Raw genomic sequence first — 15,079 nt, 5'->3', positions numbered from 1 at the left:
AAAAAAATATAATCTGGTTGTTCTTTTTAAAAATTACTTATGATAACTTTCATTATTAATAATCTTAAAACTACGATATATTTGTTCTAATAATACTAATCGGCATAATTGATGTGGTAAAGTTATTGCTCCAAAGCTTAATTGAAAATTAACCTTTGACAATAATTCATTATTATTAAAACCATGACTGCCTCCAATAATAAACAATAACTTTGCTTTTTTAAAATCTTTAACTTCCTTAATATATGAAGCAATTTGTTCACTTGTTAAAATTTGACCTTGTGATGCTAATAATACTTTATAATATTCTGAATAATCTAATAGTTTTTTTATTACTAATGCTGTTTGTTCATTAATTGTTACTTGTTCATTCTTATTATTAACTTCTTTTAATTCAATAATTTCTAATTTTGCATAATGCTTAATTCGTTCAAAAAAAGTTTCACAGCCCATTATTAGATACTTTTTATCTAATAAACCAATTGCCAGAATTTTAATATCCATTATTTATATTGGTCAGTAATTGAATCAACATTAATTGTTCATTTTAGAGCTGGGAAAGTATAATCTGTTTCTGGTGTTGAGAATTGACCACGTTTACCAACTTCCTTATCTTCCTCATCGGTTAAAATTCCTTTATCATCATTTTTTTTAACAAAACCTAATGCAATTTTAATATTTTGATAAATCTTAGCAGCATCTGGAATCGCATTAAAATTATAGTGATGATAATCATCTTTTAAATTCTCAAAGTCATAAAAACCATAACTTAGGAAAAATCATTGATGACCATAAGTTGGACTATCTTTTGTACTATTTGGATTTTCGTAAACAAGATAATTTGCATAACATACTAATTTATCAATTGTTGATGTAAAAGTAAAACGATTATGTTCTCCTTGAAACTCAAAGCGAATTGTCACATTAGGAATAACAATTGCAAGATAACGTGCTGATTGATATCCACGATTTTGATCAATTTGATCATAACCTTGATTATAGCCATTTTTTGGATCATTTAATCATTTAAGAATCGTTGCTATAGGTGATAATACTTTTAATGATGAAGGTGTATAAGGAGTTTTTTTGCCATCTGGTCAAGTTTGTTCTTTAACTCAATCTTTATTTTTTGTCTTTTCTGCATTTCCAGTCATTGTAACCAAATTATCATTTGTTTTATTTAAGATTGTTTTATTTTCATTTGCTAGGAAAGCAACTTGACTATAGTATGAGTCATAACTAGTTGAATAATTGTTAAAAAATTCTTCTCATAATACTTTTTGATTAATTTTTTTACTATTATCAAAAGGATCTTGCGCATCAGTTTTTGCAGTTTTAATTAGTTCATCCTTTTGTCCTTTTAAACCAGATGCAATTTGTTCATCAGTTCACTTTGCTCCTTTACCAGTTGTTACACTATTATCTTTTGTTAAATTTATACCATGTAAAATAGGGTTAATTGCATTATTAATTAAACCCAATTGCCCTTCCTTTAAACTGTATTCATAAGGAACACCATTTTCATCTTTTCCTGATTGTGTTACATCATCAATTCCATTTGTTGATTTACCAGTTGCTGTTGGAGCATGACTAAATTTTTGATTTCCATTATACATAAAAGTAGGAATAGGATTTCCTTGTGGTGCACCACCACAAGCAACAACTGATGCTGATGATGTTGTAACCAAAGTTGTTGCTGCAAAAATTGATAATAACTTACGCATTATAGTCCTCTTTTCTTAAACACTAATTTATTTTTCACTAATTAATATAGTATCCTAAATTTTTGTATTTTGCAAACCATAATCAGCAAATGAACCGTGTTTTTTTACAAATAATAATTCAACACTCCCAGTTGGACCATTTCGATGCTTTGATAAAATTAATTGTGCTTTTTCCGTTTCTAACATTGGTCCTTCCATATTATTTGAATCGTGAGCAGTATAATATTCTTCTCGAAATAAAAACATAATAATATCCGCATCTTGTTCAATTGCTCCTGAATCACGTAAATCAGACATAATTGGCCTTTTGTCTTCTCGTTTTTCAACTGACCGTGATAATTGGGATAAACAAATAATCGGAACCTCTAATTCACGTGCTAATGCTTTAAGTTGCCGCGAAATTGTTGAAACTTCTTGTTGACGTGAATCACCAAAATGAGTTCCAGTGCTAAGTAATTGTAAATAATCAATAACAACTAAACCAACTTCGTTTTCACGACATAATTTTCTTAACTTTGACTGTAATTCAATGACTTTCAAACCTGGTGTATCATCAATAAATAATTTTGTTTGTTTTAAAAAATCCGCCGCCTTGGTGATATTTTCTCAATCACGTGTTTGTAACCCTTTACCAGTTCGAACTTTAACAGAATCAACTGTTGAATAACTTCCTAGCATTCTTTGAATTAATTGTTCCGCTGGCATTTCAACTGAAAAAATAGCAACTGCTTTTTTTGATTGAGCAGCTGATTTAACAGCAAAATTTAAAGCTAATGCTGTCTTTCCCATTGAAGGACGTGCCGCTAAAATAATAAAATCCCCTTTTTGAAAACCTGATGTCATACGATCTAAATCACGAAAACCACTTGGACTTCCTGTTAACATTTCACCGGAATTTTCTAACAATTCAATTTTTTGGAGTACTTTATCAACTTCATCATATGAAGTTTTAAATAAATTCCCTTTTCGCTCCTTTTTAACATCTAAGATTTCTTTTTCTGCGTGACTAACAACTTCATCAATTGGCTGATGAGCATCAATCTGACGATTAATACTATCAACAACAGCCTTTAATCGACGTGAGGTTGTATTTTTAATAATAATATCTAAATATTCAGATAAATTAGCATCTGTTGTATATGATTGAAATAAATCAGTTAAAAATTCAATGCCACCAATTTTATTTAAAATATTATTTTTTAACATATAATTGCTTAATGTTGTAATATTAATAGCAACCTTTGCTGAAAATTGTTCTTGTAAAGTTTTGAAAATTACTTTGTAATTCATTACAGTAAAATCTTCTTCTGTTAAAATTGAAAAAACTTCTTCAGCTGCTGTAATGGAGTGTACAATTATTGCTAAAACATTTTTTTCCGCATCATTAATAACATTAAGTTTATTTAATTCTGTTTTATTGATGTTTTCCATTAATTAACTCTCCTTTTTTTCTACCATCACTTTTAATGTTGCAATTATATTTGGAGCTAATTTAATTTTTAGGTAATGTAACCCAAAACTTGTTAAATTATTACTATCAATAAATTTCTTTTTATCAACTTTTAAGTTAAATTCTTTTGCTAATCGATCTTCAATTTGTGTTAAAGAAACAGAACCAAATGTTTTATTATTATGAACTTTTAATTTAAAATTCAATGTTAATTCTTCTAATGCTGTTTTTAATTCTTCTAAAGAAGCTTTTGTTGCTGCTTCTTGTGCTGCTTGCTGTGATAAAACAACATTTAATTTAGCCAAATTAGCAGAAGTTGTTGGAATTGCAAAACCTTCTTTAATTAAATAATTTTTTGCATAGCCATCAGCAACATCAATTACATCATTAACTTTTCCTTTTCCTTTAATATCTTTAATTAAAATAACTTTCATCATAATCACCTACTACAAATTATAACGGAAAACTTTTTAAAATAATTTTAATAAATAAAAAACAAATTATTTTCTTCGCTTTTTAACCAATATCTAATAAATATAACGATAGCACCGCTTTTTTAAAAACTTTATCCAAACGTTTTTCAGCTTCGCTATCTTCTTGATATGTTAAAGAATTCCGATATTTTGTATGTTGTAAAAAACTAAAAATATCATATTCTAACTTAGGATTAAAATCTTTAATTTAAGCTCGTTTTTCTTCTAACAGTGGTAATAACTTATTTAAAGCAATTAACTTAGCACTAATATTACCATTATTTGCAAAATACTCAGTAAAAATTATTTCTTTATTAATTTTGTTATCATCATTATCAATATTTTTTAAAGTTTTATTTGACATTAATCTTGGTTTTCTTCTTATCTTGCTATTACTACCAGTACTATTGTCTTTAACACCAAAACGTTTTACTTTTAATCCATTATTAATTGCATAAACAATTTCAATACCAAATCAATCTAATAATTCATAAATTTTTGTTGGATAACTATTAAAAGCAACTGATTTGTAATTATTCAAAGCACTAATTATTGGTCCATACTTTTCCATTGATAAATTAGTAATATTTAATATATATTCACAAAATTTTAATAATTCTGAATCTTCAATAAAAAAATTATCAATTTGGTTATAAATTAAATCATAATTTTTTCCTTCGTTTTTCTTATTTATTTTTTCCATAAATTCAAATCTAAATCATTTGTTAAATCAATACTATAACTTTCTTTAATAATTCCTAATTCATGTAATTCATTATTTGCATCTAAATTAATATCAAAAAATAAAATTGTAGAAACCACATACATTTTGTACTTTTGTGGTATTTACAGTTTTAGAAATAAATTTTATTAATATTTTAAATAAGGAGTTGAAATTATGCAAACAAAGCAATATTTTATTTTGCGGTCGTTAGTGAAAAAGTATGGAAAAGATATTGTTATTAATACTGTCAATAAGATTGCAAAAGATATTGAAATTAAAAAGTAAAAGAATAAATTATTCCGCGTAATTTATTAGCGGATAATTTATTCAATATGATATGAAAAGATTACGATTTGATGAATTTTATTGTTTAAATTGTTATAAAGGAGTTGAAAAAATTGAGTAGTTTTATTAAGAAAAATCAAAATATAGAAAATTATTTTATTAGAAAGGAACTTATTCCTTTTTAAACAGATAAAGCAAGTTTTATAAATTTACCTAATCATAATCGCTATATTGGTTTTTGATTGAGTAATAAATTTATTTATCCTAGTGAAAAACATTCAGATCAAGTAGCAATCGGTTTAATTTATGATAATTCTTATCGTATTGTAAAATATGATTAAAATTTAAAACAACACGATTGAAAATTTTTAACTGTAACAGAAATAATTGATTTGTATAGTCAATATAAACATAACTATTTTACGCTTATGCATAAAGCATTATTTCAAAATGAACCTAAAAAAGTAAAAACAAATATCAATAATAATTTAATAAATTGAAATGACGAAAAAGTAGAACAATTAATTCGCGATTTGGAAGAATTAGATAATGAGTTTATATAATTATTGAGTTCAATTTGTTAGTTATATAATTGGTTCTAATGCCCCAGAATTTTTATATGTTATATCGTTTGTGTTATTTATCATTTTATTTTTTGGAATGTTTTTTAAACTTATTCAGAAAATGTGGAGTTTTTAAAGATGCAAAATGATTGAGAAAAATTAAAAGAGTTTTTTATTCATGTCTTTTTATTTATAAATAAAACAAATGTTGAAAGTATTACAATGTGGAATTTAACACAAAATGAATATTTAACTTTGATGATTGGTGTTTGAATTGTAATTTTGTTTTTAACTTGGTTCTTATTGTGAATGATTTTTAAAATAGTTGGGTATTTTAAATAATGAAAAAGTTTGTATTTTTTCTAATAAATTTTTGTTATATTAGTGGTTCAATGGTTTTGTTTAGTTTAATTGATTTATTACTTTGAATAATTTCTTTAAATTTTACTGGTTTAGTATTTTGATTATTATTTGTTTTACAATGTGTATATTTTGTTTGGTGAGTTTGAAAAAATGTTTTTTATCAGTTAAATGTCTTTCGTTTAGTTTACTTTATTTGAGATAATCCATTATCCGTAATTATTGGTAAATTAGGAACTGGTAAAACATTGCTTTTAACTTTTCTATCACAAGTTATGAAACTTTTAACGAATAAAATTTATAGTAATTATCCAATTGAAGATGATGCAATAAAACTTTTAACTTTTAATAATTTAGATTTTACTGATAGAACTAAATTAGTCCCACCTGATGATAGTTTAATTTTGTTTGATGAGAGTTTTTTATATATTGATGGAACTAGTCCCCACGAAGTTAAAAAAGTTCATGGTGGTAAAAGTGTGTGAATTGTTTTAGCAAGACATTTTAAAAATAGATCGATTTTTACTGTACAGCGTGAAGGTATGATGTGAAATAATATTTGTCATTTAGCAAGTGGTATTATTATTTCTATTTCATTGAAAAAACCCGTTAAGTCAAAATTAGGTAATATTTTTAATCGTAGTTTTGTTATGCGAATTGGTATTTTCCAAGATATTACAGATTATTAAATTTGAAAAACAAAATCAGTAGAACGAACAGCAGAAGGTAAAAGAGCAAAACATAAGTCGGATGTTGGATTAGGAATTCGGTTTTTTAAGATAATTATTCCGCTTGAATTTGCTAATAAATATGATAGTCATTGATTATCATTTGTCCGTGATTTAAAAAATGATGAAGTTATTAATAAAAAAGAATACTTTTGAAAAGATATATCAAAATTAAACAATAAACAACGCTTAGAATTGTTTGATATTGATATTTTGAAAGAAAATTTAAAAGCAAAAAAAGGGAAAAGAAAAATAAAAAATGAGTAATTTATTAAGTGAAAGCGTTAATAACGATAATTGAAATAAGATTTTTAGTTTTATTTTTGATACTTTTTTATTTGTTTTTGATGTGATTTGAAATACTAAATTACCAATGACAAATATAACAATTGCTTATTTTTTAATCTTTTTTATGGTTATTAAATTATCTATTTATGCAATTCACGGAACATCAATTAATTATAACGATTTAGGTTCAACAGTTAAAAGCGGTGTTATTAATAGTTCTAAACTATACGGTGCCACTGTTCGGGGTGTTTCTAGTACTAAACAAGGTTTACAAAAACATATTAAAGAACGAAAACAATTTAAAGTTAGTCGCAATAAACAACAGTTATCAAGTTTAGTAAGACAAGCAAAAACAAGAGAATTAGGTTTTAAAAGAATTCATACCACTAAAAGAATAAAAAAATAAGTAAGGAGTTAATTTTATATGATTAAGTTAGTTTTATTGGTAATGGCAATCGCTATATTTGGAATTGGTTTTATTACAGTTATTATTAATCAGTTGACATCGGCAAAAAATATTATTATGGATTTATATAATTCTGATACTTGGTTGTTATCTATTTTTGATAAAATGGCGATTTTATTTAGTCATCCGTTAATGTTAACAATATCAAGTTTATATATTATTGGTTTTATTATTTCAAAAACATTATATAGTTAGGAGTTAAATTTATGAAAAGTAATGTAGAAAATAAAAAAGAAAAGAAACAAAATGGTTTATTTATTTCTTGGGTTGATTTAATTTTATATCTTATTATAAGTTTTTCGTTAACGCTTGTATGTATTTTAGATACAGTTTCAACGATTGAAGAATTAAAAGAGAAATATGCTGGTATAAATTTTTATATAATTTATGGTTTATGATTTGATATATTGTGATATATCTTAATAATTCATTATTTTTATGGTTATTTATTTAATGAAATTATCAAATTAATAAAAGAAAATCATAAAAATAAGTTGGTAAAAAATAATGCGTAAGTTTTTAGTATTATTTTCGTTTATACCAATTTTATTGATTTCTTTTTTCTCGTTAGGGGCAATGACATTACAACAAAACCATCAATCACAACAAACAGAAGAAAAAGCAAGAACAAAGCGGAATGTAGAAACGGGCATTAATGAAACTGATTTTATTAATACGATGTTTTTACGCAGTACTTTTTTTGAAAATTGAAGTGATACCAATTATTTTATTAATCCTACTTTAAAAACATCAAGATCACTAACTTATAATGATAAATGGTACTTAGATTTTTTAAAGGATAGTTATTCAACTGGTGTTTCTTATGATAAACCAAGTGATAAATTTATGGATTTATATAAAAATTGAGATAGTTATGTTAAACAGTATAACATTAATAAATTTTATGATGTTGATAAAAAACAATTTTTAAGAGAATTAACGAATTTTATTTATTCGTTTGCTAATAAATACAATTTAGCGACAGTATTAAATAAATTAAAAGCAAATATAACTGATTTACAATCAGTTAATTTAAAATTTCAAAAATGAAAGTTAATTGATAAAAAAGATTATAGTAATGAGATTAAAAATATAAATAATAAATGATATATTGGTATTTTTCCTAAAATGTGAAGTTCAGGTAAACCCATTATTCCGTATAGTATTTTTAAAGCAATTAATGATGGAGAGGATATTTCTATTTATGGTAAATTTGGTAACGGGTTTAAAACTTCAAATGATAATGTTTATCGTTGAGATGGAAATGGTGAACCAATTGAATTACCAAATTTTGATAAAAATACTGGTGAAATTACAGATTGAAGTGTTGATAATCAAAATAAAGTTAAAGATTTTTTAAATAATTATTTAGATGTTATTATTCAAGAAAACATTAGAGTTCAACAAAGGGGTAATCCCGGTTATGATAATCCTATTGTTGGAACACAAAGAATAATTTTTGATTTTGAAATTATTGATGAAAGTGAAAAAATTGGTAGTTGATATGTTATTAAAAAATCAATTTATAGGATGATTTTAACGATTGATAAAAGTAATAATATTATTGCTGGTAGTTTAGAACTAACACATATTAGGGCACGCAGTTTTTATGTATCTGAATCTACTCATAAAGATGAAAAATTAGGTTTTTTGTTTACTTTTATGAAAGAAAAAGAAAATATCTTTAATTTTGAAGGAAATATTTATTCTATTGGACAATGAAATCTTTATAATACTATTTATTATCAAAAAATGACTGGAAAAATAGATATTAATAACTTTTTAAAATCTTTTTTTGCTTATGCTTTGATTCCTATTTTTCAAAATCGGAGTAATTTTATTGAAAGTGGTTATATTGATAATTTACAATATGATACTGTTTTGATTAACTTTTTTGGTTTAAAATTAGAAAATTTTAAAGATGTTATTTTAGATGAAAATGGAAAGTCAATAAAATATTTTAATGACTATAATAATTATATTTATAAATTTGAAAATAATAAAAAAGTTTTAAAAACCAAAGCAGAGAAAAAAGAATTTGAAGAACAAAAGAAAAAATTTTTAGTTTCTTATGATAAATTTAAAGAATTATTGAATAGTATGTTTGTTGTATCTAAAAATTTTTATAAGGATTATTTACGAACAATGTTTGATTTAGATAATAATACTTATACGCAAGGATATAACAAAAAATATAGTTTGTTAGCAAATAATGGTTTTAAAATTTATCCACGATATTTTTATTTTTCTGATAAATATAAATTATTAGATTTTAAGATGTATTCAGCCTATAAAAATCTGTTTTATAACACAAATTATGGAGATGTATTTAACTATGATTTTTCAGTTTCAAATTATTATAATATTAATCAAAATGAAGGATATGTTTTTGAAGATGTTTTAAAAGATAAATATGGTTTAAAATATAAGAAAATGGAAGAACAAAAAATCGGATATAATGTCTTTGAATTACAAGCCCAAAAAGAAAATGATATGTATCGATATTATGACTTTAATTTTGGTATTTATAACTGACAAGAAATAAATAATGGTGGATTATTTCCCGATAGTCAATGATGACAAGCACAATATGAAAGTTGTAGTTGATATAATTTAGCGTGTCATATCAGAAATACGGCAATTTGAATTGTGAATAATATTCCTGGTATAAAACAAGTAAACGAACTAGCGAGTGGTGTTGGTAAAATTTTTCAAACAATATATAGTTTTTTCAGTCAAACATTCGAAGTATGAAAATTTAGTCCTGCATTGTATAGCACAATAACTAATTTATTTTTATTAATTATCTTTATGAAATTTGTGCGATTAATTTAAAAAGGAACTATTTTTAAGTTCCTTTTTAACCTTTTCAATTTGTAATTTCACCAGTATTTTTATCAAAATTTGGTAATTCAATTGGTTCACCATTTCCATCTCAACGATAAACATTATCATTTGAAGTTTTAAACCCATTACCAAATTTACCATAAATAGAAATATCCTCTCCATCATTAATTGCTTTAAAAATACTATACGGAATAATGGGTTTACCTGAATTTCACATTTTAGGAAAAATACCAATATATCATTTATTATTTATATTTTTAATCTCATTACTATAATATTTTTTATCAATTAACTTTCAATTACTATCTTTTGGTGGTTTTTTTGGTTCTGGTGTAGGTTCTGGTTTATTATTCCCGTTTTCATTGTTATTTGGTTTTTTACAACTAATTAATGTTGTTGTACTTGTTGCTGTTAATCCGATTGCTCCTAAAATACTAAGTCATTTTTTCATATTTTACTTCTTTTTTATCAAATTCTATTGACATTATATATATATATATATATATAAGTATTTTTAAATATGTTTTAGAAACGATACTTACTTATTATGGTTATGATTGTTTAAAAAAAGTTTGAAGTTTTATAAAAATTATTATTAAATGATATAACTATACTATATTATTTTTAAAAAATGAGGTGAATTAATGAAATATATTATTAATAACTCTAATTTAGGCGATTTACAAGCAAAATTGCAAGATTTTTTAAGTAAAAATTATAAAAATAAATACTATAAAAGAATAAAAACAAAAATATTTGCATATATTAATTTATGTAAGGAATTTTTTTAAAAACTAAGTTGTTATTAAAAGACTTGATTAAAAAATATTTTAAAAATAAATTTTCAACTTTTTATTACTGAGCAAAGAAAATTTTACTTGCATATACAAATAATAATTTTGAAGATTTATTATTAAAATCAACAGTTCCTAATAATATTAATTATCAATATAGTAATGATGTTCGCGAGAATATTTGTGATTTATATTTTGAATATTGTGATAAACACGCTGGGGGTGTTTTATCATTGTTTTATAATTTAAAAAAAGGAATTCATGGTGAAGAATTAAAAAATAAAGTACCAAAAAATTTAAAAACATTTTTTCGTTGACTTAAAAAAGATAGGCGTTGATTAAAAATAAAAAATAAAATTAAAGAAATTAAAAGAAAACATCCAAGATATGAAGTTAAAGAATTAGGATTATTACAAATGGATGCTAAATATTTTATGCCAAGTAAATTTCCAGTTGATAAAAAGTATTATGTTTATGATTTTATTGATGAAAGAATGAGAGGAGTATTTGGTTATATTTATAATAAATTAAGCACCAATAATGCTATTGATGCTGTTAAAAGAGTAATCAGTGATTTTAAAAAAATATTTGGTATTAAAATAACACGAATTAGAACTGATAACGGTTCTGAATTTATTAATAGTCATCGGAATAATCAAAAAAGTATTGTTAAAGAAACTACTTTTACTCAATTTTTAACAGATAAAAATATTTTACATCAAACAACACCTGTTCGTTCTCCGTAGTCAAACGGTAAAATTGAAAGATTTCATCAAAATTATACTAAGTTATTTGTATTTGATGAAAAAATATTGGATGCAGCTGGTTTACAAAATAAACTAAATGATTATTATTACTTTTATAATTTTGAAAGAGGGCATAAATCTTTGAATTTTTAAACACCATTTGAATTTTTAACTAATTTAACTAAATAATTTTAAATTTATAAAGTTTTATTTAAACTATTTTTTAGTGTGTCAATTTTAGAATTTTTATTTATATATGTATCATTTTTAATGATGTTTTTATATTTTAATTATATTTTTTATTATTTTTTCTTGTTTTGTTGCAATCTCCAAAATGTGTGTGGTATACTACATATTAATATTTAATATGCTTTTTTAATTAATTGTTTAAATCTATTTTGAAATGGTGGACCCGAACGGGATTGAACCGTCGACCCCCTGCGTGCAAGGCAGGTGCTCTCCCAGCTGAGCTACGGGCCCAAAATTCTTATAAAAAAATGGTCGGGCTAAATGGACTTGAACCATCGACCTCACCCTTATCAGGGGTGCGCTCTAACCAGCTGAGCTATAGCCCGAAAACCTAAATCATTATAACATTAATTTTATTTAAAAAACAACCATAAATTTAAAATATTTTAAAAAAATAAAAAGCAAAATTAATTTGCTTTTTATTCTACAATTGGGTCTAATTCTTCAATATCAAGTGCCCTTTTACGTTTTGCTTTTTTACGATTCTGTTTTTCTAATTTTGTTTGCATTTTAGCTGCTTTTAATTCTTCTTTCATTAAACTTTTTGTTTCTTTTTTTGAAATTTTGGAATTGTTATTAAATTCTTGTTCATTAGCAAAATTAAAGAATTCATCATCATTAGCTACATTAATTGGTTTTGTTACTTGTTTTGGTTGCTCATATTGTTCTGGTTGTTCTGATTGTTGATTAAGAAAAACCGGATTAAAAACAAAAGCTTGTTCATAGTATGGTTGATTGTTGGTTGGTTGGGAATAATTTCCTTGTTGTTGTACTTCCTCTGAATAAACATTTGGAGTTATTATAGGCTCTGGATTAGTAATTGGAACATCATTATCATTATATTGTTGTCCTAATATTTCATCAGTTACAACCGGATTATTTTGGCCTTGATTAATAACTGTTTGAGGATTATATTCTTCAACCGACGATTGAACTAGTTGTTCTTCATACCCATTATTTGAATATTCATCATTTTTCTGTGTTCAAGGAACTGAATCATCTTTTAATTGATTATTTTTTTTTATATTCAAATCATTGCTGGCATTATTTCAACCTGATTTTAAACCTTCATTATTTTTAATGTGCGGATTTCTTTCAAAATGTTCATTATAATCTGAATTATTATGCTCACAAGTACAACCTCATGGTCCATAAGGATTATTTTGTTGCCCATAATAATTTGGATACATACCATAACACATTCCTCCCATTTGCGAAGTTGGTGGCATCATCGGATAAAATGGATATGGCGGTGGGGCTACTTGTTGCGCTGGAGCTGGTTGTTGAATAAAAAATACTTGTGGTGAAGCACCATTGGTCGGGTATGGCGTAATAATTTGCTGAGGTTGCGATGAATATTGGGGAATTGAAGTTCCTGATGAATAATTATTTGAAAAAGCAGGAGTTGGTGATAATGTTAAAGTGCTAATAAACACTTCTGCATCACGACGACTTCTAAATAGTGCAATTTCACTATTAGTATCATGTGACTTTACTAAATATCCTTCTTCATTTGATAAAATATAAAAACCATTATTCATTTTTTGCACCTCATTTTGCCCTATTTTCTACCCATACCTGTTACTATAAATTGTACCATAAAAAAGTAAAATAATATATAATATCATATTTATTTTTTAAAGAAAAGCATACTAATTAAAATTATTTTAATATTTAATTTTTTTCAAACATAAACCATATGGTTTTGCACAATATTTTGTTGTTGCTCCTTTAGGCGGGTAGTTTAATTGTGCTTGTAGTTCAGTTAAACTAACTTTGGCAGCATAACAAGCTAAAATATTTTGTGTCAACATGCGAATTTGATAACGAATAAAACTTTTCCCCTTAAAATGAATTTCAATTTTTTTTGCTTTGTTTCGTTTAACCCAAATTTTGTTAATTGTTCGTACTGTTGCAATATCCTCGGTTGGTTTAACCCCTGCAAAATAAGCAAAATCGTGTGTTCCAACAAAAATTTGACTAATTTGATGTAACTTTTTAACATTTAATGGTGCATTAACTTTAAGTTCATAACGGTGGTTAAAAAGATCATACTCTTGATCATTAATTGTATAAACATATTCTTTTATTTTTGCAGTTCGAACACTAAAATTTTCAGCTACAAACTGATATCCTTTAATATTAATATTTGGTGGTAAAGTTTGACTAATGGTTTTAATAAAAAAAGCTAAATGTCGTGGTTGGAATGGTAGTTTTACTAATACCTTTTGATCACAAGCGTGCACACCAGCATCCGTTTTACTAGCTCCTAAAGTTCAAATTTTTTGATGACAAATAACAAAAAATGCTTTTTCCAATTCACCTTGAATTGTTCGAGCATTTTTTTGTTTAACTCAGCCACTATAATCATAACCATCATATTCAATACTTAATAATAAATATAACATTATCATCCTAAAACAAATTCATCAATATGTGGAATCCGAATTTGTAAAAATCCTGTTTTAATTTTACCAAATATTCATCCATTAGAATTGTTATCTCAATGTCAAACTTGATAAAAAGTTTCATATTGCCCCATTGTTACTGATTGAGCAATAATAATACTAGCAATTCCAACCCCAAAAATAAATAATAACACATCAGGAAAATGAATTCGATAATGACGATAACGTGTTCGTTTGGCATGGGGGTCATAACCACGAGCATCCATTGCATATGCTAAATCTTCAGCTTTTTGAAATGCTGATACTAATAATGGAATAATTAACGCTGTTGTTGACTTAATTTTATCTTTAAAATGGCCATTTTTAAAATCAACCCCACGTGAGGCTTGCGCTTTCATAATCCGTCCCGCTTCTTCAATTAAAGTTGGAATCATTCGTAAGGCAATTGAAATAATTGTTGATAAAATATGAACTGGAAAGCGCACTAGTTTTAATGGACTTAATAAATCTTCTAACGCTAAAGTTAAATCTAATGGGCGCGTTGTTGCCGTTAAAATTGTTGTAATTAAAATCATTAAATAAATCCGGCATGCCATATAAAGGGCATTAAAAATAGCTTTTTCAGAAAAAGCAAATCAACTTTTTCCTCCCGCAGCAACAGAACCTGTTGCTGTTGCTTTTCCACCTCAATGTCATCCAATATAACCATCCGTAACTAAAAAGCAATTAATTAACAACAAAATAATAAACATAAATAAGATTGGTTTTAGTAATGCTCGTAATAACCTTGGCGGTAATTTGGCTAAAAAGAACAAACTAAAAATTGTTATTCCTAAAATGGCATAACCGGTAAAACCAGTTGAAAAAAAGATTGATATCATTAATGATAACAACATAAATAATTTTACCCGTGGATCCATTCGATGAATTGGGGAATTATAAGCAATATAACGTCCAAATGATAAGCGCATCTC

The 15,079-nt window shown here is 25.3% G+C and carries 18 protein-coding genes, 2 tRNA genes and 2 pseudogenes; 10 read left to right on the top strand and 12 right to left on the bottom strand.

Annotation, left to right across the window (positions count from 1 at the left end; all coding sequences use genetic code 4):
* Positions 1-33 precede the first annotated feature (33 nt).
* The 6 genes from ABNT63_RS02655 to ABNT63_RS02630 form a co-directional block, all read right to left on the bottom strand.
* Complete coding sequence (locus tag ABNT63_RS02655; RefSeq protein WP_348736300.1) at positions 34-504, bottom strand: 23S rRNA (pseudouridine(1915)-N(3))-methyltransferase RlmH; 471 nt, start codon at positions 502-504, stop codon at positions 34-36.
* Positions 504-1,724: a lipoprotein gene (locus ABNT63_RS02650; RefSeq protein WP_348736299.1), complete on the bottom strand. Its 1,221-nt coding sequence runs from the start codon at positions 1,722-1,724 to the stop codon at positions 504-506. The genes ABNT63_RS02655 and ABNT63_RS02650 overlap by 1 nt, the downstream gene beginning before the upstream one ends.
* A 54-nt stretch (positions 1,725-1,778) precedes the next feature.
* Positions 1,779-3,155 carry a replicative DNA helicase gene (gene dnaB / locus ABNT63_RS02645; RefSeq protein ID WP_348736298.1) on the bottom strand — a complete coding sequence of 459 codons (1,377 nt, stop codon included), beginning with the start codon at positions 3,153-3,155 and terminating at the stop codon, positions 1,779-1,781.
* A gap of 3 nt (positions 3,156-3,158) precedes the next feature.
* Positions 3,159-3,608, bottom strand: a complete 450-nt coding sequence (gene rplI, locus ABNT63_RS02640; RefSeq protein WP_348736297.1) for a 50S ribosomal protein L9 — start codon at positions 3,606-3,608, stop codon at positions 3,159-3,161.
* A gap of 247 nt (positions 3,609-3,855) precedes the next feature.
* On the bottom strand, positions 3,856-4,350 hold the full coding sequence (locus ABNT63_RS02635) for a hypothetical protein (protein WP_348736296.1): 495 nt from the start codon (positions 4,348-4,350) through the stop codon (positions 3,856-3,858).
* Positions 4,338-4,475 carry a hypothetical protein gene (locus ABNT63_RS02630; RefSeq protein WP_348736295.1) on the bottom strand — a complete coding sequence of 46 codons (138 nt, stop codon included), beginning with the start codon at positions 4,473-4,475 and terminating at the stop codon, positions 4,338-4,340. Before ABNT63_RS02630 ends, ABNT63_RS02635 begins: the two co-directional genes overlap by 13 nt.
* A gap of 294 nt (positions 4,476-4,769) precedes the next feature.
* Here ABNT63_RS02630 and ABNT63_RS02625 point away from each other — a divergent pair.
* From ABNT63_RS02625 to ABNT63_RS02595, 7 genes and pseudogenes are all read left to right on the top strand, one after another.
* A pseudogene (locus ABNT63_RS02625) lies at positions 4,770-5,219 on the top strand (DUF3627 domain-containing protein).
* Between the two features lie 138 nt (positions 5,220-5,357).
* Complete coding sequence (locus ABNT63_RS02620; protein WP_348735627.1) at positions 5,358-5,561, top strand: DUF2649 family protein; 204 nt, start codon at positions 5,358-5,360, stop codon at positions 5,559-5,561.
* Positions 5,561-6,574 (top strand): annotated as a pseudogene (locus ABNT63_RS02615) (hypothetical protein). Before ABNT63_RS02620 ends, ABNT63_RS02615 begins: the two are co-directional and overlap by 1 nt.
* The gene (locus ABNT63_RS02610) at positions 6,567-7,001 is read left to right on the top strand and encodes a hypothetical protein (RefSeq protein WP_348736294.1); all 435 of its coding nucleotides are present in this window, start codon (positions 6,567-6,569) and stop codon (positions 6,999-7,001) included. Before ABNT63_RS02615 ends, ABNT63_RS02610 begins: the two are co-directional and overlap by 8 nt.
* An 18-nt stretch (positions 7,002-7,019) precedes the next feature.
* Positions 7,020-7,256: a hypothetical protein gene (locus ABNT63_RS02605; protein WP_348736293.1), complete on the top strand. Its 237-nt coding sequence runs from the start codon at positions 7,020-7,022 to the stop codon at positions 7,254-7,256.
* Between the two features lie 11 nt (positions 7,257-7,267).
* Positions 7,268-7,576 (top strand): hypothetical protein, encoded by a 309-nt coding sequence (locus ABNT63_RS02600; RefSeq protein WP_348735630.1) that lies wholly within the window; start codon positions 7,268-7,270, stop codon positions 7,574-7,576.
* Complete coding sequence (locus ABNT63_RS02595; RefSeq protein ID WP_348736292.1) at positions 7,569-9,896, top strand: spiroplasma phage ORF1-like family protein; 2,328 nt, start codon at positions 7,569-7,571, stop codon at positions 9,894-9,896. The genes ABNT63_RS02600 and ABNT63_RS02595 overlap by 8 nt, the downstream gene beginning before the upstream one ends.
* 25 nt (positions 9,897-9,921) lie before the next feature.
* Here ABNT63_RS02595 and ABNT63_RS02590 read toward each other — a convergent pair whose 3' ends face one another.
* Positions 9,922-10,359, bottom strand: a complete 438-nt coding sequence (locus ABNT63_RS02590; protein ID WP_348736291.1) for a lipoprotein — start codon at positions 10,357-10,359, stop codon at positions 9,922-9,924.
* A 193-nt stretch (positions 10,360-10,552) separates the two neighbouring features.
* Here ABNT63_RS02590 and ABNT63_RS02585 point away from each other — a divergent pair, with 193 nt between their 5' ends.
* The 3 genes from ABNT63_RS02585 to ABNT63_RS02575 are packed head-to-tail and all read left to right on the top strand — an operon-like array spanning position 10,553 to position 11,601.
* The gene (locus ABNT63_RS02585; RefSeq protein WP_348736290.1) at positions 10,553-10,699 is read left to right on the top strand and encodes a hypothetical protein; all 147 of its coding nucleotides are present in this window, start codon (positions 10,553-10,555) and stop codon (positions 10,697-10,699) included.
* An 8-nt stretch (positions 10,700-10,707) separates the two neighbouring features.
* A complete protein-coding gene (locus ABNT63_RS02580) occupies positions 10,708-11,448 on the top strand; it encodes a DDE-type integrase/transposase/recombinase (RefSeq protein WP_348736289.1) in 741 nt (246 codons plus the stop codon).
* Positions 11,449-11,460: 12 nt separating this feature from the next.
* Positions 11,461-11,601: a hypothetical protein gene (locus tag ABNT63_RS02575; RefSeq protein ID WP_348737134.1), complete on the top strand. Its 141-nt coding sequence runs from the start codon at positions 11,461-11,463 to the stop codon at positions 11,599-11,601.
* 251 nt (positions 11,602-11,852) lie between these two features.
* Here ABNT63_RS02575 and ABNT63_RS02570 read toward each other — a convergent pair.
* The 5 genes from ABNT63_RS02570 to ABNT63_RS02550 all read right to left on the bottom strand — a co-directional run bounded on the left by ABNT63_RS02570 (position 11,853) and on the right by ABNT63_RS02550 (position 15,076).
* Positions 11,853-11,928 (bottom strand) — tRNA-Ala (locus ABNT63_RS02570).
* An 18-nt stretch (positions 11,929-11,946) separates the two neighbouring features.
* Positions 11,947-12,023: transfer RNA gene (locus tag ABNT63_RS02565), tRNA-Ile, on the bottom strand.
* 93 nt (positions 12,024-12,116) lie between these two features.
* Positions 12,117-13,238: a hypothetical protein gene (locus ABNT63_RS02560; RefSeq protein WP_348736288.1), complete on the bottom strand. Its 1,122-nt coding sequence runs from the start codon at positions 13,236-13,238 to the stop codon at positions 12,117-12,119.
* A 126-nt stretch (positions 13,239-13,364) separates the two neighbouring features.
* A complete protein-coding gene (gene truA / locus ABNT63_RS02555) occupies positions 13,365-14,105 on the bottom strand; it encodes a tRNA pseudouridine(38-40) synthase TruA (RefSeq protein ID WP_348736287.1) in 741 nt (246 codons plus the stop codon).
* Complete coding sequence (locus ABNT63_RS02550; RefSeq protein WP_348736286.1) at positions 14,105-15,076, bottom strand: energy-coupling factor transporter transmembrane component T family protein; 972 nt, start codon at positions 15,074-15,076, stop codon at positions 14,105-14,107. Before ABNT63_RS02550 ends, truA begins: the two co-directional genes overlap by 1 nt.
* Positions 15,077-15,079 lie beyond the last annotated feature (3 nt).

Source organism: Spiroplasma endosymbiont of Ammophila pubescens, assembly GCF_964020965.1.
In the GTDB taxonomy this organism is placed as follows: Bacteria; Bacillota_I; Bacilli_A; order Mycoplasmatales; family Mycoplasmataceae; genus Spiroplasma.
This window is presented reverse-complemented; position numbering and strand designations above follow the sequence as displayed.